The organism is Candidatus Endolissoclinum faulkneri L5 (assembly GCF_000510265.1).
Taxonomy (GTDB): domain Bacteria; phylum Pseudomonadota; class Alphaproteobacteria; order Thalassobaculales; family Thalassobaculaceae; genus Thalassobaculum; species Thalassobaculum faulkneri_A.
Window position 1 is genome coordinate 1,197,740 of record NZ_CP006745.1, and the last position, 19,438, is coordinate 1,217,177.

General features: G+C 35.7%; 13 protein-coding genes. 5 read left to right on the forward strand and 8 right to left on the reverse strand.

Annotated features, from left to right (window positions below; all coding sequences use genetic code 11):
• Positions 1–144 precede the first annotated feature (144 nt).
• On the reverse strand, positions 145–306 hold the full coding sequence (locus tag P856_RS04480; protein ID WP_158380576.1) for a hypothetical protein: 162 nt from the start codon (positions 304–306) through the stop codon (positions 145–147).
• A 1,641-nt stretch (positions 307–1,947) separates the two neighbouring features.
• Positions 1,948–3,015, reverse strand: a complete 1,068-nt coding sequence (locus tag P856_RS03425) for a DUF2066 domain-containing protein (RefSeq protein ID WP_025300774.1) — start codon at positions 3,013–3,015, stop codon at positions 1,948–1,950.
• 116 nt (positions 3,016–3,131) lie between these two features.
• On the opposite strand from P856_RS03425, the gene purM reads away from it, so the two are divergent.
• From purM to P856_RS03445, 4 genes are all read left to right on the forward strand, one after another.
• Complete coding sequence (purM, locus tag P856_RS03430) at positions 3,132–4,238, forward strand: phosphoribosylformylglycinamidine cyclo-ligase (RefSeq protein WP_025300775.1); 1,107 nt, start codon at positions 3,132–3,134, stop codon at positions 4,236–4,238.
• Between the two features lies 1 nt (position 4,239).
• Complete coding sequence (purN, locus tag P856_RS03435) at positions 4,240–4,890, forward strand: phosphoribosylglycinamide formyltransferase (protein ID WP_025300776.1); 651 nt, start codon at positions 4,240–4,242, stop codon at positions 4,888–4,890.
• Between the two features lie 581 nt (positions 4,891–5,471).
• Positions 5,472–7,268, forward strand: a complete 1,797-nt coding sequence (gene aspS / locus P856_RS03440) for an aspartate--tRNA ligase (RefSeq protein ID WP_025300777.1) — start codon at positions 5,472–5,474, stop codon at positions 7,266–7,268.
• 478 nt (positions 7,269–7,746) lie between these two features.
• Positions 7,747–9,342: a lysine--tRNA ligase gene (locus P856_RS03445; protein WP_025300778.1), complete on the forward strand. Its 1,596-nt coding sequence runs from the start codon at positions 7,747–7,749 to the stop codon at positions 9,340–9,342.
• 449 nt (positions 9,343–9,791) lie between these two features.
• On the opposite strand, the gene rodA is transcribed toward P856_RS03445, so the two are convergent.
• From rodA to P856_RS03470, 5 genes are all read right to left on the reverse strand, one after another.
• Positions 9,792–10,913 carry a rod shape-determining protein RodA gene (rodA, locus tag P856_RS03450; protein ID WP_044214931.1) on the reverse strand — a complete coding sequence of 374 codons (1,122 nt, stop codon included), beginning with the start codon at positions 10,911–10,913 and terminating at the stop codon, positions 9,792–9,794.
• Positions 10,914–10,983: 70 nt separating this feature from the next.
• On the reverse strand, positions 10,984–12,945 hold the full coding sequence (gene mrdA / locus P856_RS03455; RefSeq protein WP_025300779.1) for a penicillin-binding protein 2: 1,962 nt from the start codon (positions 12,943–12,945) through the stop codon (positions 10,984–10,986).
• Positions 12,946–12,951: 6 nt separating this feature from the next.
• The gene (gene mreD / locus P856_RS03460; protein WP_025300780.1) at positions 12,952–13,464 is read right to left on the reverse strand and encodes a rod shape-determining protein MreD; all 513 of its coding nucleotides are present in this window, start codon (positions 13,462–13,464) and stop codon (positions 12,952–12,954) included.
• Positions 13,465–13,468: 4 nt separating this feature from the next.
• On the reverse strand, positions 13,469–14,380 hold the full coding sequence (mreC, locus tag P856_RS03465) for a rod shape-determining protein MreC (protein WP_025300781.1): 912 nt from the start codon (positions 14,378–14,380) through the stop codon (positions 13,469–13,471).
• A 59-nt stretch (positions 14,381–14,439) separates the two neighbouring features.
• Entirely contained in the window at positions 14,440–15,483 is a 1,044-nt protein-coding gene (locus P856_RS03470; protein ID WP_025300782.1) for a rod shape-determining protein, read from the reverse strand.
• Positions 15,484–17,392: 1,909 nt separating this feature from the next.
• Here P856_RS03470 and P856_RS04520 point away from each other — a divergent pair.
• Positions 17,393–17,527 (forward strand): hypothetical protein, encoded by a 135-nt coding sequence (locus P856_RS04520; RefSeq protein WP_264357524.1) that lies wholly within the window; start codon positions 17,393–17,395, stop codon positions 17,525–17,527.
• Positions 17,528–17,684: 157 nt separating this feature from the next.
• Here the strand turns inward: P856_RS04520 and P856_RS04525 are convergent, their stop codons facing one another.
• Positions 17,685–17,816, reverse strand: coding sequence for a hypothetical protein (locus P856_RS04525; RefSeq protein ID WP_264357525.1), 132 nt, complete (start codon positions 17,814–17,816; stop codon positions 17,685–17,687).
• Between the last annotated feature and the right edge of the window lie 1,622 nt (positions 17,817–19,438).

A 19,438-nucleotide genomic window follows, 5' to 3' on the forward strand; every position in this document is an offset into this window, starting at 1 on the left:
TGAATGTACAAAATTGTTGGGGGTCATCATTAACAAACCGCGTCGTCGCATAGAAGACACAACAAATCTGGTAAGACTAAAATGGCCGCCGTTCGATAAGCGGAAATTAAGAAATTAGCGACTTCACCGCGCGGAAAATAATGTTCACAATGCCTTCAAACATACGACCGATTGTCCATCAACAATTGACTTCATTAATCCAATCAGATCCAGAGTAACAACATCCAACTTTTTCAACCGATCACCTAATCTAATAATGGAAAAAATTATCTGCGGATCAAGCAACAACATTGCTAACAAGCACATCCAGTATATCTAGCCACTAGCTAGACGAGATTCTAGTTATAGAAATAACAATAAATTTACTCTATTAATATTTAATAATATTTACTCTATGAATCTTATCTAGTAGTTCATCTAAAATGAAATGAATATGAGGATCAATTAATATTATCCAATCATCAGCTCTTCTTAAGCTTAAGCAGATACTTTAGACGGTATCTTACTTACATCCACAACAACGCGTTAGCCTACATTTATCTATAAATCCATTAAATTATTGTCTTTGCAATAGAGTATGGTTTTTAAGTAATTTAAATTATTGAATTTTATTACTAAATATTTATACACTTTCTTAAGTGTAGATTAGGCAAATATTTGAATAAATACCATTTGTTTTCTTTATAGTTTAAAAATTAATCTAATGCTTACCCCTCCTTCAGGAGCTTAAGAAATAATTAAGATAATTTATTTTTTTATTTGATCTTTTAATTATTAGACAATAGTAATTTTTACAAAAAAATTCTTAAAATGAAATAATTTCATGCTTAATTTTGCTCCTAACAGAATAGCAACTCTTACCATTGGCAATAAAATATTGTTAACTTTATTTTGCTAAAGTCAATTTTGCTGTAGATATTTTGCTGTAGATAAAAATATGTTTAATTTTATTTTCACGTTTAACTTATTAACATACAGAACAGTAGCTCTTTTAGGCGTTTAGAGTCAGCAACTGATTATAATAAAACTAAAATTACTCTCTATCGTTAAAATTTACTTATGACCTTAGGTTATTAATTAAATCAATAAAACGGACACTTAAACTCTAATTTCTACCATGATACCCTAAAAGCAAATAGGAGAAACTAAATTAAAGTAGATTTTGTTTTAGTGCATAAACGAAATTTACTTAATTAACAATAATAATACAACGGAATCGTTGATCGATTAATTTAGTAAAGATATTTACAGAAATAATTTATATCTTACAATAGAGATATATCTTACAATAGAGATCGATTTCTAAGACTAGCTTTACTTTTTTAAGAACTTATTCTAAAATAGCAACCTAAATTAATGTTTGATCTTCCGGGAGATAGATAAAAATAAGATACAATCAGCATTTATTTAATAAACAATAATAGTGATAAATGGCTGTTAATTTTTTACAAAAGCTACTCAATTTACTTAGGATGATTTTCTACTTTGGTGTCATTTTCTAAATATATCTTGCCCCTCATTGCAGCAATAAAACTAAAAATACCTAATCAGAAAAAGGCATTGCGCTCAAACGAATTAAAAATTTCTCCGGTTAATAAATAAATACAACATTGTTTATGCAAAAAAGTAAATACTATAAACCTTAAAGTAATAAGTAAAACACTATACCTTAAAAGTATAAATTTACTGTGCAACAATCCACCTCATTCGAACAATTTGGTGCTGGCTGCCGACGGCTAAAGTTGAAAAGTTTAGCCGCAAGTAAGTTAACTGCATAGCGACTTATTACGATATACATATCTTCTGTAAAGATAAATAAAAGATTAAAAATTTAATACTCTGCATTTCAAATAAATCATTGATTAATTTTCTCACAACATTAAAGACTGACATTGTCAGAGATAGAGCAATAGATAAACTACATAAGCGACACAAAGCCACTTAAATTCATAAATAAGTTTGGACTATGATATATTTGTCGTCCACAGAAATAATACGTAAATTCTTCTGCTCCAAAGCAATGCCCAACTGTTTTACTGTACCACGGATCCGCAAATTAATAAGCGCATTTTTTTTGCTTAATTGAACCACATCATACTTAAGCAAAACAATAATATTGTCTAGCACCTTACGAATGGCTACCCAATGCCGCATGCTATCAATCGGCACTATAGCTGTAATCTGCGATTCTAATTTACCCTGTATTAAATTTTCACTTTTCCATGACTCCTGTATCATTCCTATCGCATATTGAACTAGTGCATCATAATTATATTCACTGTCGTCTACTAATATATTTTTCTTCATTGTGTTGCTAGAACCAAATAATCCAATCCTACGAATAAATAAGTCTATAGAGTTGTTGCTCGGTTTAGCAACAACAATAATAGTATCACGAGCACCGTAAGTCCGAGCAAAATTAGTCAAAGCTTCCAGGTTGCCACCCATAGCATCATCAGTGCTCAAATCATTAATATCAGAAATACTGCTGCGTGGAATAATTATAGGAACTAATCCAACGTCAAGTAACGCTTTAGCCCAAGCCTTGCGAAAAACATTACTTTCCTCCCAAAGTACTGGCCCATTATCATTATCCAGCACTGGAATAATCAACACAGGGGCACTGGAAGTTTCAGCGAATGACAAATTATTATGCACTAAAAAATTACGCAACAATACCGGATCAAAAGTAAAGCTTATGTTCGCAATATATCGCATTGATGTGCTGTTCTCATTGGCAACTTCGAATCCGATAATTAAATTATCCAGCGTCTGGTCTGATTGTTCTTCTAGAGCTTTAGCTGAATTTAATGGCACTAGCCGATTGATCATACGCTCAAAAGCGATGTGTCGGCCATTAGCAATTGCTTTCGCTTTAGCTGCTGAGGGATTGTCAGCAAATGCCTCAACTGGGATGTCGCGAACAGTATAGATCTCCTCAGCTGAAGCCCAGTTAATATATAGCGTAATCAGTAAGGGCGTAAAAAAAACGATAAGAAAAGATTTATAATACAATGCTTCTCCTCAGTTGTTAAAAAGTTATGGATATTAACTTATAGAGTCGCAATTATTCACTTGTCGAATAATAGATTATTATCCATAATGATCTATTATTCTTTGCTCTTAACTCAATGGAGAAAACCATAGTAAAACTTACTAAAAACCAGGTAATCAAAAAAGATAGCACACATTTTACCTACCGCGATGCTGGTGTTAATATAAACGCTGGTAAAAGGCTAGTAAACAACCTTAAACCACTTACTGCCTCAACTTCTCGCCCGGGTGCGAGCACGTATATTGGTGGCTTTGGTGGACTTTTTGACCCGAAGGCAGCTGGTTATTCAGATCCAATACTAGTAGCATGTACTGATGGTGTTGGTACTAAGTTAAGAATAGCATTAAATTCCGGTATACATAATACAATTGGAATTGATCTAGTTGCAATGTGTGTTAACGATCTATTAGTTCATGGTGCTGAACCATTAATATTTCTTGATTACTACGCAACAGGCAAATTAGATCTAGGAGTTGCTAAAGAAGTTATAACTGGCATTGTCGACGGTTGCAAGCAAGCTGGGTGCGGACTAATCGGAGGAGAAACCGCTGAAATGCCAGGAATGTACCACGAAGGCGATTACGAACTAGTGGGTTTTGCAGTTGGAGCTGTCAAGCGATTTCAACTGCTAGAGCGCAAAAAAATTAAAGCAGGTGACATTGTTCTGGGTCTCAAGTCATCCGGCCTACATTCCAACGGATATTCATTAGTACATCAAGTTATGGAGCGCACAGGAATTACCTGGAAGCAAAAAGCCCCATTTGAAGATAGTAAAACAATAGCTGAATCATTGCTTGCACCAACAAAAATATATGTTAAAGCATGCCTTGCCGCTCTGGCAACTAATGCTGTGCAAGGTTTTGTACATATTACCGGTGGTGGGTTGCTAGAAAACCCACCACGAATTTTCGATAAAAATTTAGCTTTAAGGTTGGATTTAACAAGTTGGACAACTCCCAGGGTATTTACTTGGATTGCTAAGGAAGGTAAGATTGATAAACGGGAAATGCTCCGCACTTTCAACTGTGGGCTTGGAATGCTAGTCTTAGTGCGTCCTAGTGACGTAGATACTGTTCAATCGATATTAAACACACATGGAGAAAATTCACTGCGAGTTGGATTTATTGAACAACGCAGCGAAGAATCGGTAGTATTATGCGGTCTCGATTCTATATTCACTTAGCATGAGTGTACGTAAGCGTGTTGGTGTATTAATCTCTGGAAACGGTAGCAATCTGCAAGCGCTTATTGATGCTTCTTACGAGCAAGAATATCCAGCTAAGATCGCTTTGGTAATCTCCAACAAATCAAATGCCTTTGGACTTCGACGTGCGGCTAAGGCGGCAATTCCAACGTGTATATTTGAAAATAAAGCGTACTCTAACAGAGAAAACTTAGAGCGCGATATAAACTTAGCTCTGCACAAAGCAGATTGTGATATTGTTTGTCTTGCTGGCTTTATGCAGATTTTTTCTCAAAAGTTTGCTGAAACATGGGAGGGGAAAATATTAAATATTCACCCCTCCCTATTACCATCCTTCAAAGGTTTGCATGCGCAACGTCAAGCGCTAGAAGCTGGAGTAAAAATTACCGGATGCACAGTCCATTTAGTCACTGCAAAAGTAGATGATGGCCCAATTATTCTACAAGCCGCTGTCCCAGTTATGGATAAAGATAATGAGGCATCTTTGTCAGCAAGAATTTTAGAACAGGAACATCAAATTTACCAAAAAGGACTTGCAATCCTAGCTACTGGGTTAATACAGATAAAAGGAAGACGTACTTTTATAGCCCAAGCCTCTAGCAATATGCAGCACCAAGCGTTTTCTTGTTAGACAAGAAAACGCTTGGTTATTTAATCTACTTCAATCTAGTCTAATGTTTAGCGTAGTAGCACAATGAATTTCATATGCCATAAGAAGAAAGCTAAATCTCACTTGCTAATTCTCATAACTTACTCGGATAATGTCGAATTTATTACAATCTAAATTTATTGCACTTGTTGCAGCAGTTGCTTTTTTGAAACAAAATAGTAATATACTTTAACAAAGTAGATATACCATATTATCTCAAGTGATGCATGAATGTTGTTCTAGTTATAAATAAATATTAGACAGTTGTATGATTATCAAATTTATAATAATCAGTTAATCTTATCATGGATTAACATTTAGCTTAACACCTATTAATTCTAGACAACTTATTTAAAAAATAAGTGGATAACAGTAAGAGATTGGTTTTTTACTTTAGATTAAGAAAATTACCTTGACTGTGCTCAATTACTTAAGCAGAAAACTATAATTACCAATAAATCAATTGAAGATATTTGCAATTATTACGTTACAAAACATGCAGCTTAGGTTATCTACCCTGCATACAAAGTGCGATAATTTTTCGCCATACAATCTTTGATGCCATGCACCGCTACCGCACACATGATTCTCGTAATATTCTTGAAACTAAAATCGGCGAAACTGTGCGACTAGCTGGCTGGATTCACCGTCGACGTGATCATGGACAACTGGTATTTCTCGATCTGCGCGACCATTACGGTATTATTCAATGCGTAACTGACGTTAAAGAATTATCATTCCAGCAAGTAGAAAAAATTAGATTAGAAAGTGTAGTTTGCATTACTGGCCGTGTGCTTAGGCGTAGCAAAGAGACCGTTAATGTAAGTTTAGCAACAGGTGAAATAGAAGTCCGTATTAATGATTTGGAAGTGCTATCCCCAGCAGAACAAATACCATTGCAGGTCAATTCTGAAGAAAATGCCGGTGAAGAAACGAGACTACGATATCGATATCTTGATCTGCGTCGAAAAAGGATGCATGATAATATCATTTTACGTTCGAACGTAATTTCTTCTATTCGTCGTCATATGAATGCACAAGGTTTTATTGAGTTTCAAACACCGATTCTGACTGTTTCATCGCCAGAAGGTGCACGGGATTTCCTAGTGCCTTCTCGTTCGCATCTAGGTAAGTTCTACGCGCTACCTCAAGCTCCTCAACAGTTCAAGCAGCTTATTATGGCTTCTGGTTTTGACCGGTACTTTCAGATCGCTCCCTGCTTCCGTGACGAAGATAGTCGTGCTGATCGTTCCCCAGGGGAGTTTTATCAGCTTGACGTGGAAATGAGTTTTGTGGAGCAAGAAGATGTATTTTCCGCTGTCGAACAAATTTTATCAAGCGTGTTTAAAGAATTCTCCGACTGGAACATATCAAATACCTTCCCACGAATTGCTTACCGAGAGGCAATGCTTAAGTATGGATCTGACAAACCTGATCTACGCATCCCTATTGAGATCGCTGATGTAAGCGATATCTTTCAAAAAGCTGCTTTTGCCACATTCTCAAACATTATACAAAGTGGCGGTGTAGTTCGTGCGATCCCAGGGCCTAAGTGTGGTAGTAGAGCATTTTGTGATCGCATTAATTCTTGGGCTAAAGATCAAGGCATGATAGGTCTTGGCTACATTATTTTCAACAAAGGCAAAGCTAATGGACCGATTGCTAATTATTTAAAAACCGATGAAATTAAACAACTACAATTAATTACCGGTATGAAAGACGGAGATGCCATATTTTTTGCCGCAGGAGAAGAGTTAGAAACGGCTAAGATAGCTGGCCAAGCTCGTCTAAAGCTAGGTGCTGATCTTAATATCATAGACGTTAAAGTATTTAAGATGTGTTGGATTGTTGACTTTCCGATGTATAAAATCAATGAAGTTACTGGCAGTATTGATTTTTTACACAATCCCTTCTCTATGCCGCAGGGTGGTCTAGAATCGCTAGAAAATATGAATCCGTTAGAGATACTAGCTTTCCAATATGATTTAGTGTGTAATGGTGTCGAGCTATCTTCTGGCGCTATCCGAAATCATCGACCAGAAATCATGTATAAAGCGTTTGAGATTGCTGGACACAACCAAGAATTTGTGAATGATAAATTCGCTGCTATTATCAACGCTTTTAAGTTTGGTACTCCACCACACGGTGGTATTGCTCCTGGCATTGATCGTATAGTGATGATGTTAGCTGATGAGAATAATCTGCGTGAGGTGATCCTATTCCCAATGAATCAGCAGGCCGAGGATTTGATTATGAACGCGCCAAGCAAAGTGCATACAGAACAGCTTAATGAACTACATATAAAGCTTGTAGAACCTTTCGGAGCGGCAAAGGGTTCTAGTATCAAAGAAGAAAGCTAACCATTAAGCGTCTTAACCTTTATGAGTGAAGACTAACATGCTACGGCATCCGTGCTTATGCGTACCAAGTATCACTTTACTCAAAAAAATGAATTGTATACAATTAATGATATCTCAGCTAGACAATTATCTGAGTTATTGTAACAAACTTTTTGGGGATATACCACTATCTGATATGAAAATAGTTAGTTTATACTCAGTTGGAGTACAGCGCAATTTAATAATCACAAAACAAAATGATCATCACATCAGCTTGCATATGCTAAAATAATCAGCATCTTAATGGCTGATTATTTTTTTTTGTTGAAACAGTTTTATAACAAAACCATCCGGGCGCATGAGTAAGCAGGATCATGGCATATTAAATGCTTAAGGAGGTTTTTTTAATTGATATATTTCTATCTCTGTATTACTTAAAGAATGTAGTAGTACGTAATTTCTAGAAGTTTTTTGTGCTCTCTTCTAAGAAAAAGATCTAATGTCTATTAATATAAAATGTAATTTTGCGATAAATGCTAAAACTTGGCCATGTGTCGAAGCACGCAAAATAATTAAGCGTTACAACACTGAGCCACCTAAAAAGGGATATGTCTTGCTATCAACTGGTTACGGCCCATCTGGATTACCACATATCGGTACCTATGGTGAGTTTGCTCGCACTAACATGGTACGTCAAGCCTTTGAAATGATGAGTGATATACCAACTAAGCTTATCGCTTTTGCTGACGATATGGATGGAATGCGTAAGGTTCCAACTAACATCCCGAACCAACAGATGGTAGCTCAGCACTTGAACAAGCCACTCACAAAAGTTCCCGATCCTTTTGGTACACACGAAAGCTTTGGAGATCACAACAACTCTCGTCTGAGAGAATTTTTAGATAGATTTGAATTCAATTATGACTTCTACTCAGCAACTGAATGCTACACTTCAGGTATGTTTAATGATGCCTTATTACAAATACTGCGCAAATACGACGAAATTATGAATATCGTACTTCCTACACTAGGCCATGAGAGAAGAGCAACTTATTCACCTTTTTTACCAATCTGTTCTCGTACAGGTCATGTCCTTCAAGTGCCTATTGTCGATAGGGATGTGAGCTCTGGAACAATATCTTATCACGATCCTTTCACCCATAAGCGCATTACTATTCCAATTACCAACGGTAACTGTAAACTGCAGTGGAAGTGCGACTGGGCTATGCGTTGGTTTGCGCTAGGAGTAGATTATGAGATGTTTGGCAAGGACCTAATCGAGTCAGTAAAACTATCTTCCCAAATAGTCAAAATCCTCGGCTATCCCGCACCGGCTGGCTTCAATTACGAACTGTTTCTAGATGCTAATGGCCAAAAAATTTCCAAATCCAAAGGCAATGGCTTATCTGTAGAGCAGTGGATAAAATATGGTCCACCAGAAAGTCTTGCTCTATTTATGTATAAACAACCTCAACGAGCCAAACGAATACATTTTCACGTCATTCCAAAGACTATTGATGAATACTTAATTTTTCTATCCAAATTCTCAGAAGAAAGCACTGAAAAGCGCATCGAGAATCCAGTATGGCATATCCATAACGGCACGCCTCCTAATCCAGAATCCTCTGGCTTATCTTTCTCACTGCTAATAAACCTAGCAAACGCTTGCCGGGCCGATAACAAAAAAATAATTTGGAGCTATGTTAACCGATACTCTCCAAGAGCAACTCCAGAAGCAAATCCATTACTAGATAGAATGTTGACCTATGTGATAAGATATTACCAAGACTTTGTGCGTCCATATAACAAATATCGTACTCCGAATAAATTAGAGCGTGCGGCACTAGAAGATCTGAAAATTGTATTGAAGACTCTTAATTCAGATGCTTCTGCAGATTATCTACAAGTCAAAATATACGAAATCGGAAAACGACATAAATTTGATAATTTGCGAGAATGGTTTAAAGCTCTATATGAAATTCTACTCGGTCAGTCCGACGGTCCGCGTTTAGGCTCATTTATTTTGCTTTATGGAATCAAAGACACAATTAATTTGCTCGATAAAGTTTTGACTAGCGATTCTATCACAGCATGAGGGCATTTTAATTTTACGGTATTTTCTAGTTTAAACCCTCACTTAATGGCAAAAGCATCGTTGATTTAACTTCCATTTTAAAGGTAAATACTTAAAAATATATTAATGAATTAAACCAATTGCTAAATTTTTAAAATTATTTGCATTAAAATACTAATGCGGAATTGTACAGCATAGCAAAAATGTTTTTTCAGAAAAAGTTCTCGTAAACTGACAACATTCAAAATTAACAAAGAATATACAGCATTAACCATAATAAATTAGACTAAAATCATTATTGATGGCTATATAATTCGATGATATGACCATCTGTTAATGATGGAGTTTTACGCTACTTTAGAAAAGTAGTTAAGCTAAGCAGCTAATTTACTCTCGCAAGAGAGTAATTTGTTATTTTGGTAAATAACCAGTCTAGCACTGGGATAGCAAATTAATAAGAACATTAAATATTAATACCAATAGGAGCTTATACGCACACAGCGATGCACAGATACTCCAAGCAGTAATCCCAGACCAATCATTATCGTTAGCATTGCTGTACCACCATAACTAAGCATTGGTAGCGGTACGCCAACTACCGGTATTAACCCAACTGTCATAGCAATATTAATGAACAAATAGAGAAAGAGTGTTGTGGTTACGCCAAGCGCTACCAAACGACCAAACTGACTAGATGAGCGTATAGCAACAAAAAAACCATATGCTAGTATTAGTGTGTAAAGCCCAATTAAGCAAGTGCCACCAAAGATACCAAACTCTTCTGCTAGCATGGTGAAAATAAAATCTGTCTGTTTTGCGGGTAAAAAATTTAAATGGCTCTGACTACCCCTTAGAAAGCCCTTTCCGAAGATTCCGCCGGAGCCTAAAGCAATTTTGGATTGCAGAATATGATAACCGCTGCTAGATTCATTCTTATCTGGATTTAAGAAAGTTAATATACGTTTCTGTTGGTATTCGCGCAAAAAATGCCAGCTTAACGGAAAGCTGAGCATAGCAGTTACGATCAACACAAAGAACTTCCAGATGCGTACTCCTGCAAGAAAAAAAATCGTCGCTGACTCAGCAATCATTATTAGTGCCGTGCCAAGGTCTGGCTCTTTTAAGACGAGAAAAACTGGAATACCTACCATAAGTAACGGTATTATTAATTTCAGTTTTTTACCTATCTCCTCGTAAGTTAATCCATTGAAATACCTTGATAATGCTAATATTAAACAAATCTTCATGAATTCTGAAGGTTGAAAATGAAATAAGCTAAACTTAATCCAACGTTGTGCTCCCATAGCAATCTCACCCATGAGACTCACTACAAGAAGAAAGAATAGAATGATCATATATAGCAGATAAGCGTTTCTCATCCAAAATCTAATATCAACTACAGCAATCGATAACATGAGAGTCATTCCGATGCTAAAGCGAATAACGTGACTATAAGCCCATGGAAACCAAGACCCGTTAGCTGCCGAGTATAACATCAAGCAGCCAATCCCTGAAATCACTGCAACAAGAAAAACTATAAACCAATTCAGCGATAATAACTTACGGGAAATAGTTAGATTAGACTGATTCATAATATTAGATCAAAAAGTATGATAAGCCATATAGCTAAATCTAGTTAATCATCTCACTGTTAAACACTCTTTAATCCGCGCTGTCTACACAATCAACTCGCATTACTTCGCGTAATACGTCTGCAGCAATCGGAGCTGCAACATATGAACCACCAGTACCATGTTCAACAACAACTGATATAGCATAACGCGGTGCCTTCACAGGGACAAAACCAACAAATAAAGAATGATCTCTATAAAGCCATGGCTTATTATTTTCATGATGATGGCTCGCCGACTGCTGCTCGAGCATACTGATGCGCCGTACCTGAGCAGTACCTGTCTTGCCAGCTATCTTTATGTCGTTCTTACCTCCCTTAATTTTACGCCCAGTTCCAAGTGGACTATTTATTGACTGATACATAGCCATGCAAACCAGATTCAAGTGATTTTGATTTATACCCATATCTTCGATAGGTCGATTCGCAATACTAGAAATTTTTATATAAGGAACAATAGCTTTACCGCCGTTAGCCAGCCTAGCTGTCATCAAAGCAAGTTGTAGTGGTGTAGCCAGATCAAACCCTTGACCGATTCCTGATACTAACGTATCACCTATATGCCAAGGTTCCCCGGTGGTTGCGAGTTTCCAGTCGCGGGTCGGAATTAAGCCTGCGCTTTCGCCAGGAAGATCTAATCCAGTTACTTTCCCTAAACCAAAACTTTTTGCAGTATTTGCAATACAATCAATACCAATTTTATTAGCTAAATCATAATAATAAACGTCACAACTCTGTGCAATAGATTGCTCCATGTCAATCCAGCCATGGCCATAGTGAAGCCAACAATGAAATCGATTATTGCCAAGTGATAAATAGCCTGGACAATAAAACTTTGTATCCATTGTTGCCTTACCAGATTCTAAAGCAGCTAACATAACTAGCATTTTAAAAGTAGAACCTGGAGGATACTGCCCAGACACTGCCTTATTGTTAAGCAACCCACGAGGATTATTCGATATTTTTTTCCATTCTTTATGAGACCAACCAGAATTAAAGCGATTTGGATCATATCCAGGAAGCGATGCCAGCACCAGCAATGCTCCGTTACGTACATCTATAACTACAACCGCACCACTCTCTGCTTCTACTGCCTTGCCATTAGAGCTCACTAGAACTGTCTTCTGGTCCATATAATAATCACGAATCGTTGGCTCAGCTTGTTTCAATGCGCGTTGAGCACGAGGATCATTTATTAATAGCAATTTTGCATTACCTCGTGCCAAGCGTTCGGCTGCAAATCGCTGCAAATTGATGTCCAGTGTGAGTTTAATATCGCAACCTGCCTTACCGTCATCAACTGGTAACTTGCGAATAACTCTACCAAGCGCATTAACTTCCACTTGTCGCCGACCAGCTGTACCACGTATCTCTGACTCATGCATCTTTTCAAGACCGCTCTTACCGATACGAAAGTTTGGCAATCCTAGTACTGGATCACCAGTCAATTCTTCTTCTGAAACAGTGGAGACATATCCTATAATATGAACAGCAATATCTGCGAAAGGATAGTATCGTAAATAATTAACATTAATAGATACGCCTGGCAGATACGGAGCATTAACTGCTACCCGATCAATTTCTTTACGAGTTAAATTCTTCGCGATAATTACCGGCGTAAAAGCATGATTACACTTCACATCCTCAAGGATTCGCCTAATATCCCGTTCTGTTATATCAATAATAGAACTCAAAGCAGATAAAGTTGCAGATACGTCTTTAGTTCTTTCACGAACAATTTCAAGTTGAAAAATATGTTGATTATCAGCAAGCGCCACGCCATGACGATCGAAAATTCGTCCGCGAACTGGCAATATAATTTCACTGTTAAACTGGTTGTTAAGTGATAGCAATTGATATCGCTCTCCTTCAACTACCTGAAGATAATAAAGACGAGCAGCTAAAGTGCTTATCAAGCCAAGCTTGCCGCAGGCTAATATAAAAGCTCGACGGGTGAATACCTTTTGAAGGTTGCGTTCATTTACCCTAAACATGATTGTTTATTCAATTACGTAACAGCGAACATAAAAAAGAAACCGCATCATAATTGGAAAGCCAAATACAGTAATCAAATAGCGATATACTGCTGGATCTGGCAAAATTAGACAAAAATGCAATAGTGACATAATTAGCCAGCTCAAAATAGAGATAAGTAGTTGAATTAACATGAAGGCAAAACAGATAAATAGGAATGGCTTCTTAATTAAAAGCTGCTGCTGCGATAAAGTTAAACGATGAAGCAATAGTAAACTAACAACAGTTAGACCAAGAGGATTACCGCATATGATGTCTTGCAACAAACCGATTATAAACAAAAGCGAAATTGGCTGAAGATCTGGACAAAATACCGTCCAATAAAAAACAGCCATTGAAGTATAGTCAGCAGCTATCGAAGCATAGCCAGGAATTTTGATCGAAACTACAGACAGTGCAGCTAGCATAGCAACCAAAGCTATTGGTATTGATCTTCGTATCCAGATGCTAAATGATTTAGCTAATGTAAGACGCATCATTGCTTTATTTAGCAAAGCATGTTAGAGTTTTCGGTCTTTTAATCATAGATGGCAATAACTTAGCAATATTTGAGCGTACAATGCCATCGTAACCGGTTTTCAAAACACTAACGTATTCTAGTCTTTCCCAGTCGACAAATGGCGTAACAGAAATTAATCCATCATTGATCATCGTTACAACACCTACTGCTAATCCCGATGGGAATACACCGCCTTGACCAGAAGTAATGATTCGATCGCCAAGGACTACTTGGGAATATAAAGGAAGATAGACAACACGAGGTGCACGAGTATTATTACCAATTAGCAAACCGGGATCTCTTGTCCTATCAATCTTTATGGGGATATATGAATTAAGATCAGTGATCAACAATACCCTACTATATGCCTCACCAACTTCGATAACACCTCCTACCAAACCATCGCCACTAACTACAGCATTGCCTAAGGTAAGCCCGTCTTTATTACCAGCGGTTATCAGAATGTTACGCACAAAAACACCGCTACTATCCCCAATGACCCGAGCACTAACAAATTCAATATCTTTAGGGGGTGTAAAATTAGTCAGAGAACGCAGTGCTAAATTTTCTGCTTCAAGTAGCTGGACTACTTGCTGCCAACGGTATAATCGCTTATTTTCTAAAATAAGCCGAGAATTTTCAGCCTGTAAATAGTGTAAATCTCGGATTTGTTGGATTAATTTGTTAAGCAAAGAAATTGGTCTAGTTGTCAATTCTATAGCCGGTGTTAGCGCATCGATTACTAAAATACGGGCATGCTCTACCAAAAACACATCCAACTTACTCAAGATTATAAGAATAGAACTACTAATTAGTAGTGTCGCAAAGAAAAAATGCCTCCGCAGCGAGCGCATTGGTTCTGCCAAGCTATTAAATGATTCTGCTCGCTTCGCCATGATTACAATTCACCTCATAAGATGAAAAGAAAGCTATAGCGTACCTGATCAGCAAAGCACTAGTAAGCACCAATTAGCACGTTTTGAAGGATCTTCATTTCCTCTAAACATCGCCCAGTTCCAAGCGCAACGCATGAGAGCGGATCATCAGCGATCATAACAGGTAAACCGGTCACATGACGTAGTACAAAGTCGATATTAGCAAGTAATGCCCCTCCGCCTGTTAACACAATCCCCTTGTCAACTATATCAGCCGCTAATTCCGGTGGTGTTTGTTCCAAAGCAACCCTTACAGCATCAACTATTTGACTCACCGGCTCAGCCATGCTATCAGCGATTTGCGACTGGTCAATGATAATTTCCTTTGGAACACCATTCAAAAGATCACGCCCTTTAATTTGCCATCCATTATATGTTTCATTTTCTGGTGAATAAGCCGAACCAACATCTTTTTTGATCCGTTCAGCACTACTTTCACCAACCAAAAGATTATGATTACGGCGAATATAGGCAATTATTGCTTCGTCCATCTTGTCGCCGCCAACTCGTACAGAGCGAGAATAAACAATACCCCCTAAAGATAACACAGCTACTTCTGTAGTCCCACCACCGATATCAACAATCATAGAGCCTGTTGGTTCAGTAACTGGAAGATTAGCACCTATTGCAGCAGCCATAGGCTCTTCAATAAGGAATACTCGACGAGCGCCAGCGCTTTCCGCACTTTCCTGAATTGCCCTCCGTTCTACTGCAGTTGATCCTGAAGGCACGCAGATGATAATCTGGGGGCTTACGAATGAGCGACGATTATGAACTTTACGAATAAAATGCTTAATCATCTCTTCAGCGACCTCAAAGTCAGCTATAACACCATCTCGCAGAGGACGAATTGCTTGAATATTTCCAGGAGTACGTCCAAGCATTTGTTTAGCCTCGTCGCCAACTGCTAAAACCTGCTTCTTACCACGAACGGTACCGATAGCGACTACTGAAGGTTCGTTAAGCACAATGCCGCGACCCTTGACGTAAACCAAGGTATTGGCTGTGCCAAGATCGATCGCCATGTCGGCAGAAAGCATTCCGAAGAGATTGGCGAAGAACATCGTTTTATTCCTGGCGATAATACAATCCGATTCATATTGGCTGATTTTATGACTGTCTAATAATATCTTATCTTGCCTGCTATGCCATAGACTATCAATCTAGCCTTTTTAATAGTACTTCAAAACTTATTATTTTAAGCGTTACTAAAGAAATTAGCCTTTAAGTACCTATAATTTAGCTGTTTTATTATTTGTGCTGCTTTGACCACAGTTATAAAACGAATGATCTCAGTACTTACATAACAGTCTTTGAGATACTTTGACGTATGATTGGTTAAAATTAATATCTATAACATGCGCTTTAAGAATAAAATATTATTGCTATAGGAGAAAACATATTCAACCATCTAACAAAATAACTTTCTGAATTAATTATTTAACTGCAATCAATAATTAATAGCGTTCTACTTTCTTCGAATAATTCAACTAGGGCATATTTTTATATTATCCTTATTTGCTGCCATCATAATGTCAAAATAGCAAAACCTATTTATTTGCATTAAGTAGTGTTATAAATTAATCTAATTACTTGGTTATATGGCTTGTAACAGATTTTCTGAAAAATAACTTAATTTATTTTAAAATATGACTTAGTTTAATATCCTACTAAACTAGCAAGTATATGTATGTACACAGCATACAGCAAAACAGACAAAGCTCCATTACAATGGGAATAAGGCATTTACTATTTTTGCAGGTAAATTTGTATAGTATAACGATTGCCCGTAACATTAAATATCTAATGAGACACGCTTTATATTGTTCGGTTACCAGCAATACTTATTACTCATCTATTAGGCAGCAATAGCCGTTGCTTATGAATGCAGAAGCACATTGATGTATTAAATGCCTTTATGCAACAAAAAGCCAAAATCCAAATATGTATCTTGATAAAGAAACTACACCCTTAAATATTATCCGTTAGCAATATAGTTTTCTTCGTTTAGACTACAAGTTTGATAATATCATAAAATGAGTAGTATACCAGGAAGTATTTTGCTAAAAATCAATAACTTTTACCTGTTAAGGAGATAAACACTCTGGTTTTAGCAATTTATTAAAATTTGCAATGCATTCTTAATAATGCCAATGATCAAACTTTTAAATTAATTAGCTAATATTTCTTGGAATAAGGCTCACGTTGCAGAAAACTTGTAATAACAAACGTCAATTATAATAATTTAGGTAAGATTTCTATAATGCGTAAACATTATACATATTACTATAGTATAGTACTATTGTTATATATGATCCAGCAACTTAGCAAATTCTTATACGTCAATCTTCAAGCAGCTGTTAGCTTTAAGAACATTTATAAATGTTCTTAAAGCTAACAGCTGCTTGAATAAAATTTAATTCCTCAGATAATCAGCACAATAAGATGAGCATAACTACAATCCATAAAATACGCTCTTTCAGCGGAAGCTGAAGCGGTTAAGCTTTAAATCTATTTTATAAGTCTACAAAGAATGTTTTATAATAGGCAAAATTATTTGGAGAATGAATTACATCATTTAGGGCAAAAATTAATAGTTGCTATCAGTCAATCGATTGCTACTCTATTGTAAAGCAGAAAAATACGAATCATAAAATACTTAATACTAAAACAGCTTCTTACGTAAGAAATTATTTAAGAAAATTAATAGTTGTTAATTTATATTGCATACATTACAGATATCAGATATATCTAGTAAATATAAACGCTTCATTTTTTTTAATAAAAAATTTTAAATTAAAAAAAGAGAACAGATAAGACCAGAATGAAGCTTTTTGCAAAACTGTAACCGTGAATGAAAAAAAGTAACAATACTTATCTAGTAAACCTAGATAAGTTAAATCTTAGTTCACCTAAAAAAAAGATTGTTACGCTTTCCTAGTCGTAGTATAGCTAAAGCCGTAGCTAACACGAATGGGATATATACAACACAATGAAATCGACCTGCCATCTATGATTATGATGAGCTTTGCAGTTACTGTTACTAATTTGATAACGCCTCAGCGTGAATATGTAATGAGATCAGTAACTTTGCCTTCTCTGACTTAATATATTTCCCAAAAGCCACCCAAAAAAAATTAGCTGCTCGTCAATTTAGTCTATGGAGTCAGTGGCGTGAATGAGCAGAAAAACGATTTTCTTTGAATCTATCAATTACATTTAAGTATAATGCCTATACGCCAACTGAAAACTAACTTGCAAGTCCTCAGGAATGCAGTGAAAGAAATAGAAGACTAGCATCCAGTGCCGCTGCATACAGCAACATCAATTTACAGGTTCGGTTAATACTAGCACTGGCCTTGCTTGATGCTGAGCCAAAAGCTGATGAGTTAATCAAAATATCACAGATTGACGAAATAATTCAGGCAGGTAGATGGGGGAGAACCGTTATATCTTAAATCGTTGTTTTTATATGCTAAAAAATAGAAGAAGCTGAACAATTTAACATATTATTAAATAAATAAACTCACTTACAGAGTAAAATTCTTATTGCAGACCTACAGTAATTTTACATTTAATTTTTTAATATAGTTAGATACTCTATCGCGGATTTTAATTTTAAACTATATTAGTTTGGCTAACTTACACTAAACTACATACTGTTGTGCATCTAGTTATATAATAGATCGCAATCAACTTGCTAACTCTGTATAAAACTAAACTAGCAATACATAATTGCCTCTATCTAAATAAGAACAAAATAGAATATGATTTTATTGGAGCTAATTTATAACTTATTCGAGTTGCCAAAACAAGTATTCATCATTCGCATTTAATCGAAAAGTAGGGAAAATCATATTCTATAATTTTTATAAACAATTTACTAATTACGGCAAGAAAAATTGTGAACATCGTAATAATAAAAAATTATCTAAAAATTTATGTTACGACAAAGAAAAGATCTACTTAACAGTTAAGTGAAGCATGAGGCCACAAGCAAAGTCAGGTGTTAAAAATCTATTAAGACAAGATAAGGCTTCTTGTTAATTGCTATCACATTAGTGATATTATAACCGGCAATATATCAACTAATATTTTAGTTAATCCTATAAGAAATCATATTTAATAACAACTTAGTGCTGTAATCTATAGCTAAATCGCAAACTCGCTGAACTAAAAATTAGTAGTTTTCTGATAAAAATCAGAATAATGTTAGGTTAATTACAAAAAAACACACCTAGAATTTTATTAAAAACGCTATAAAATAATTTGAATTTACTAAGTACAAACAAAGCAAATGATTAAAGCGGTAACGACAAGTATCAATCGATCGGGATATTGCTAAGTAATGCTTCATTTTTAATAAATCACTTGATATCCATCAATATATCCCAAAGATAAAAATTTGATCTAACACATCAGTCATTTATTCCATCAAGTCATACGATAAAAATAATTTTCATCTTTGTGTAAATTGTTTAAGAGTTGAAATTGAATAATTAGTAGATCAAACCGATATTCCCTATATCGTTGGAGTGTTTATTAAATTTCTTAATTGATTTTTACGAATGGTTCTACTTAATCTAGTACATTGAGTAGAACTATCATTTTTGATTAATTACTACTTAAGTAAGTAACTATATCGCTTATCTAAGGACGAGCTTAGTTAACAAAACTATTCGATCTTTTAACATTGTTTCTCTATAAATTCAAAAGAAATACTGCTATTTATAACGACAAGTTTTTACATATTATAATGAGTTCATATACATACACAAATCATCAACTTAAAAGTATAAAAGGTCGTTCATGCAAATACTAATCCCAGCAAATTATTATATCTCAAATTGAATCATCTAAGTAATAAAAAAAATGCAAATCCTTCAAATATAACTTTTAGCAAGTTTATATCTTTATTGTAATTAAAAATTGCTAAATATGCTACTTAGCGTGGCATCATTTATTTAAAAGCATAAAATATGATAGTCGAGTTATCCTATAAATTATACAATAAAGCCT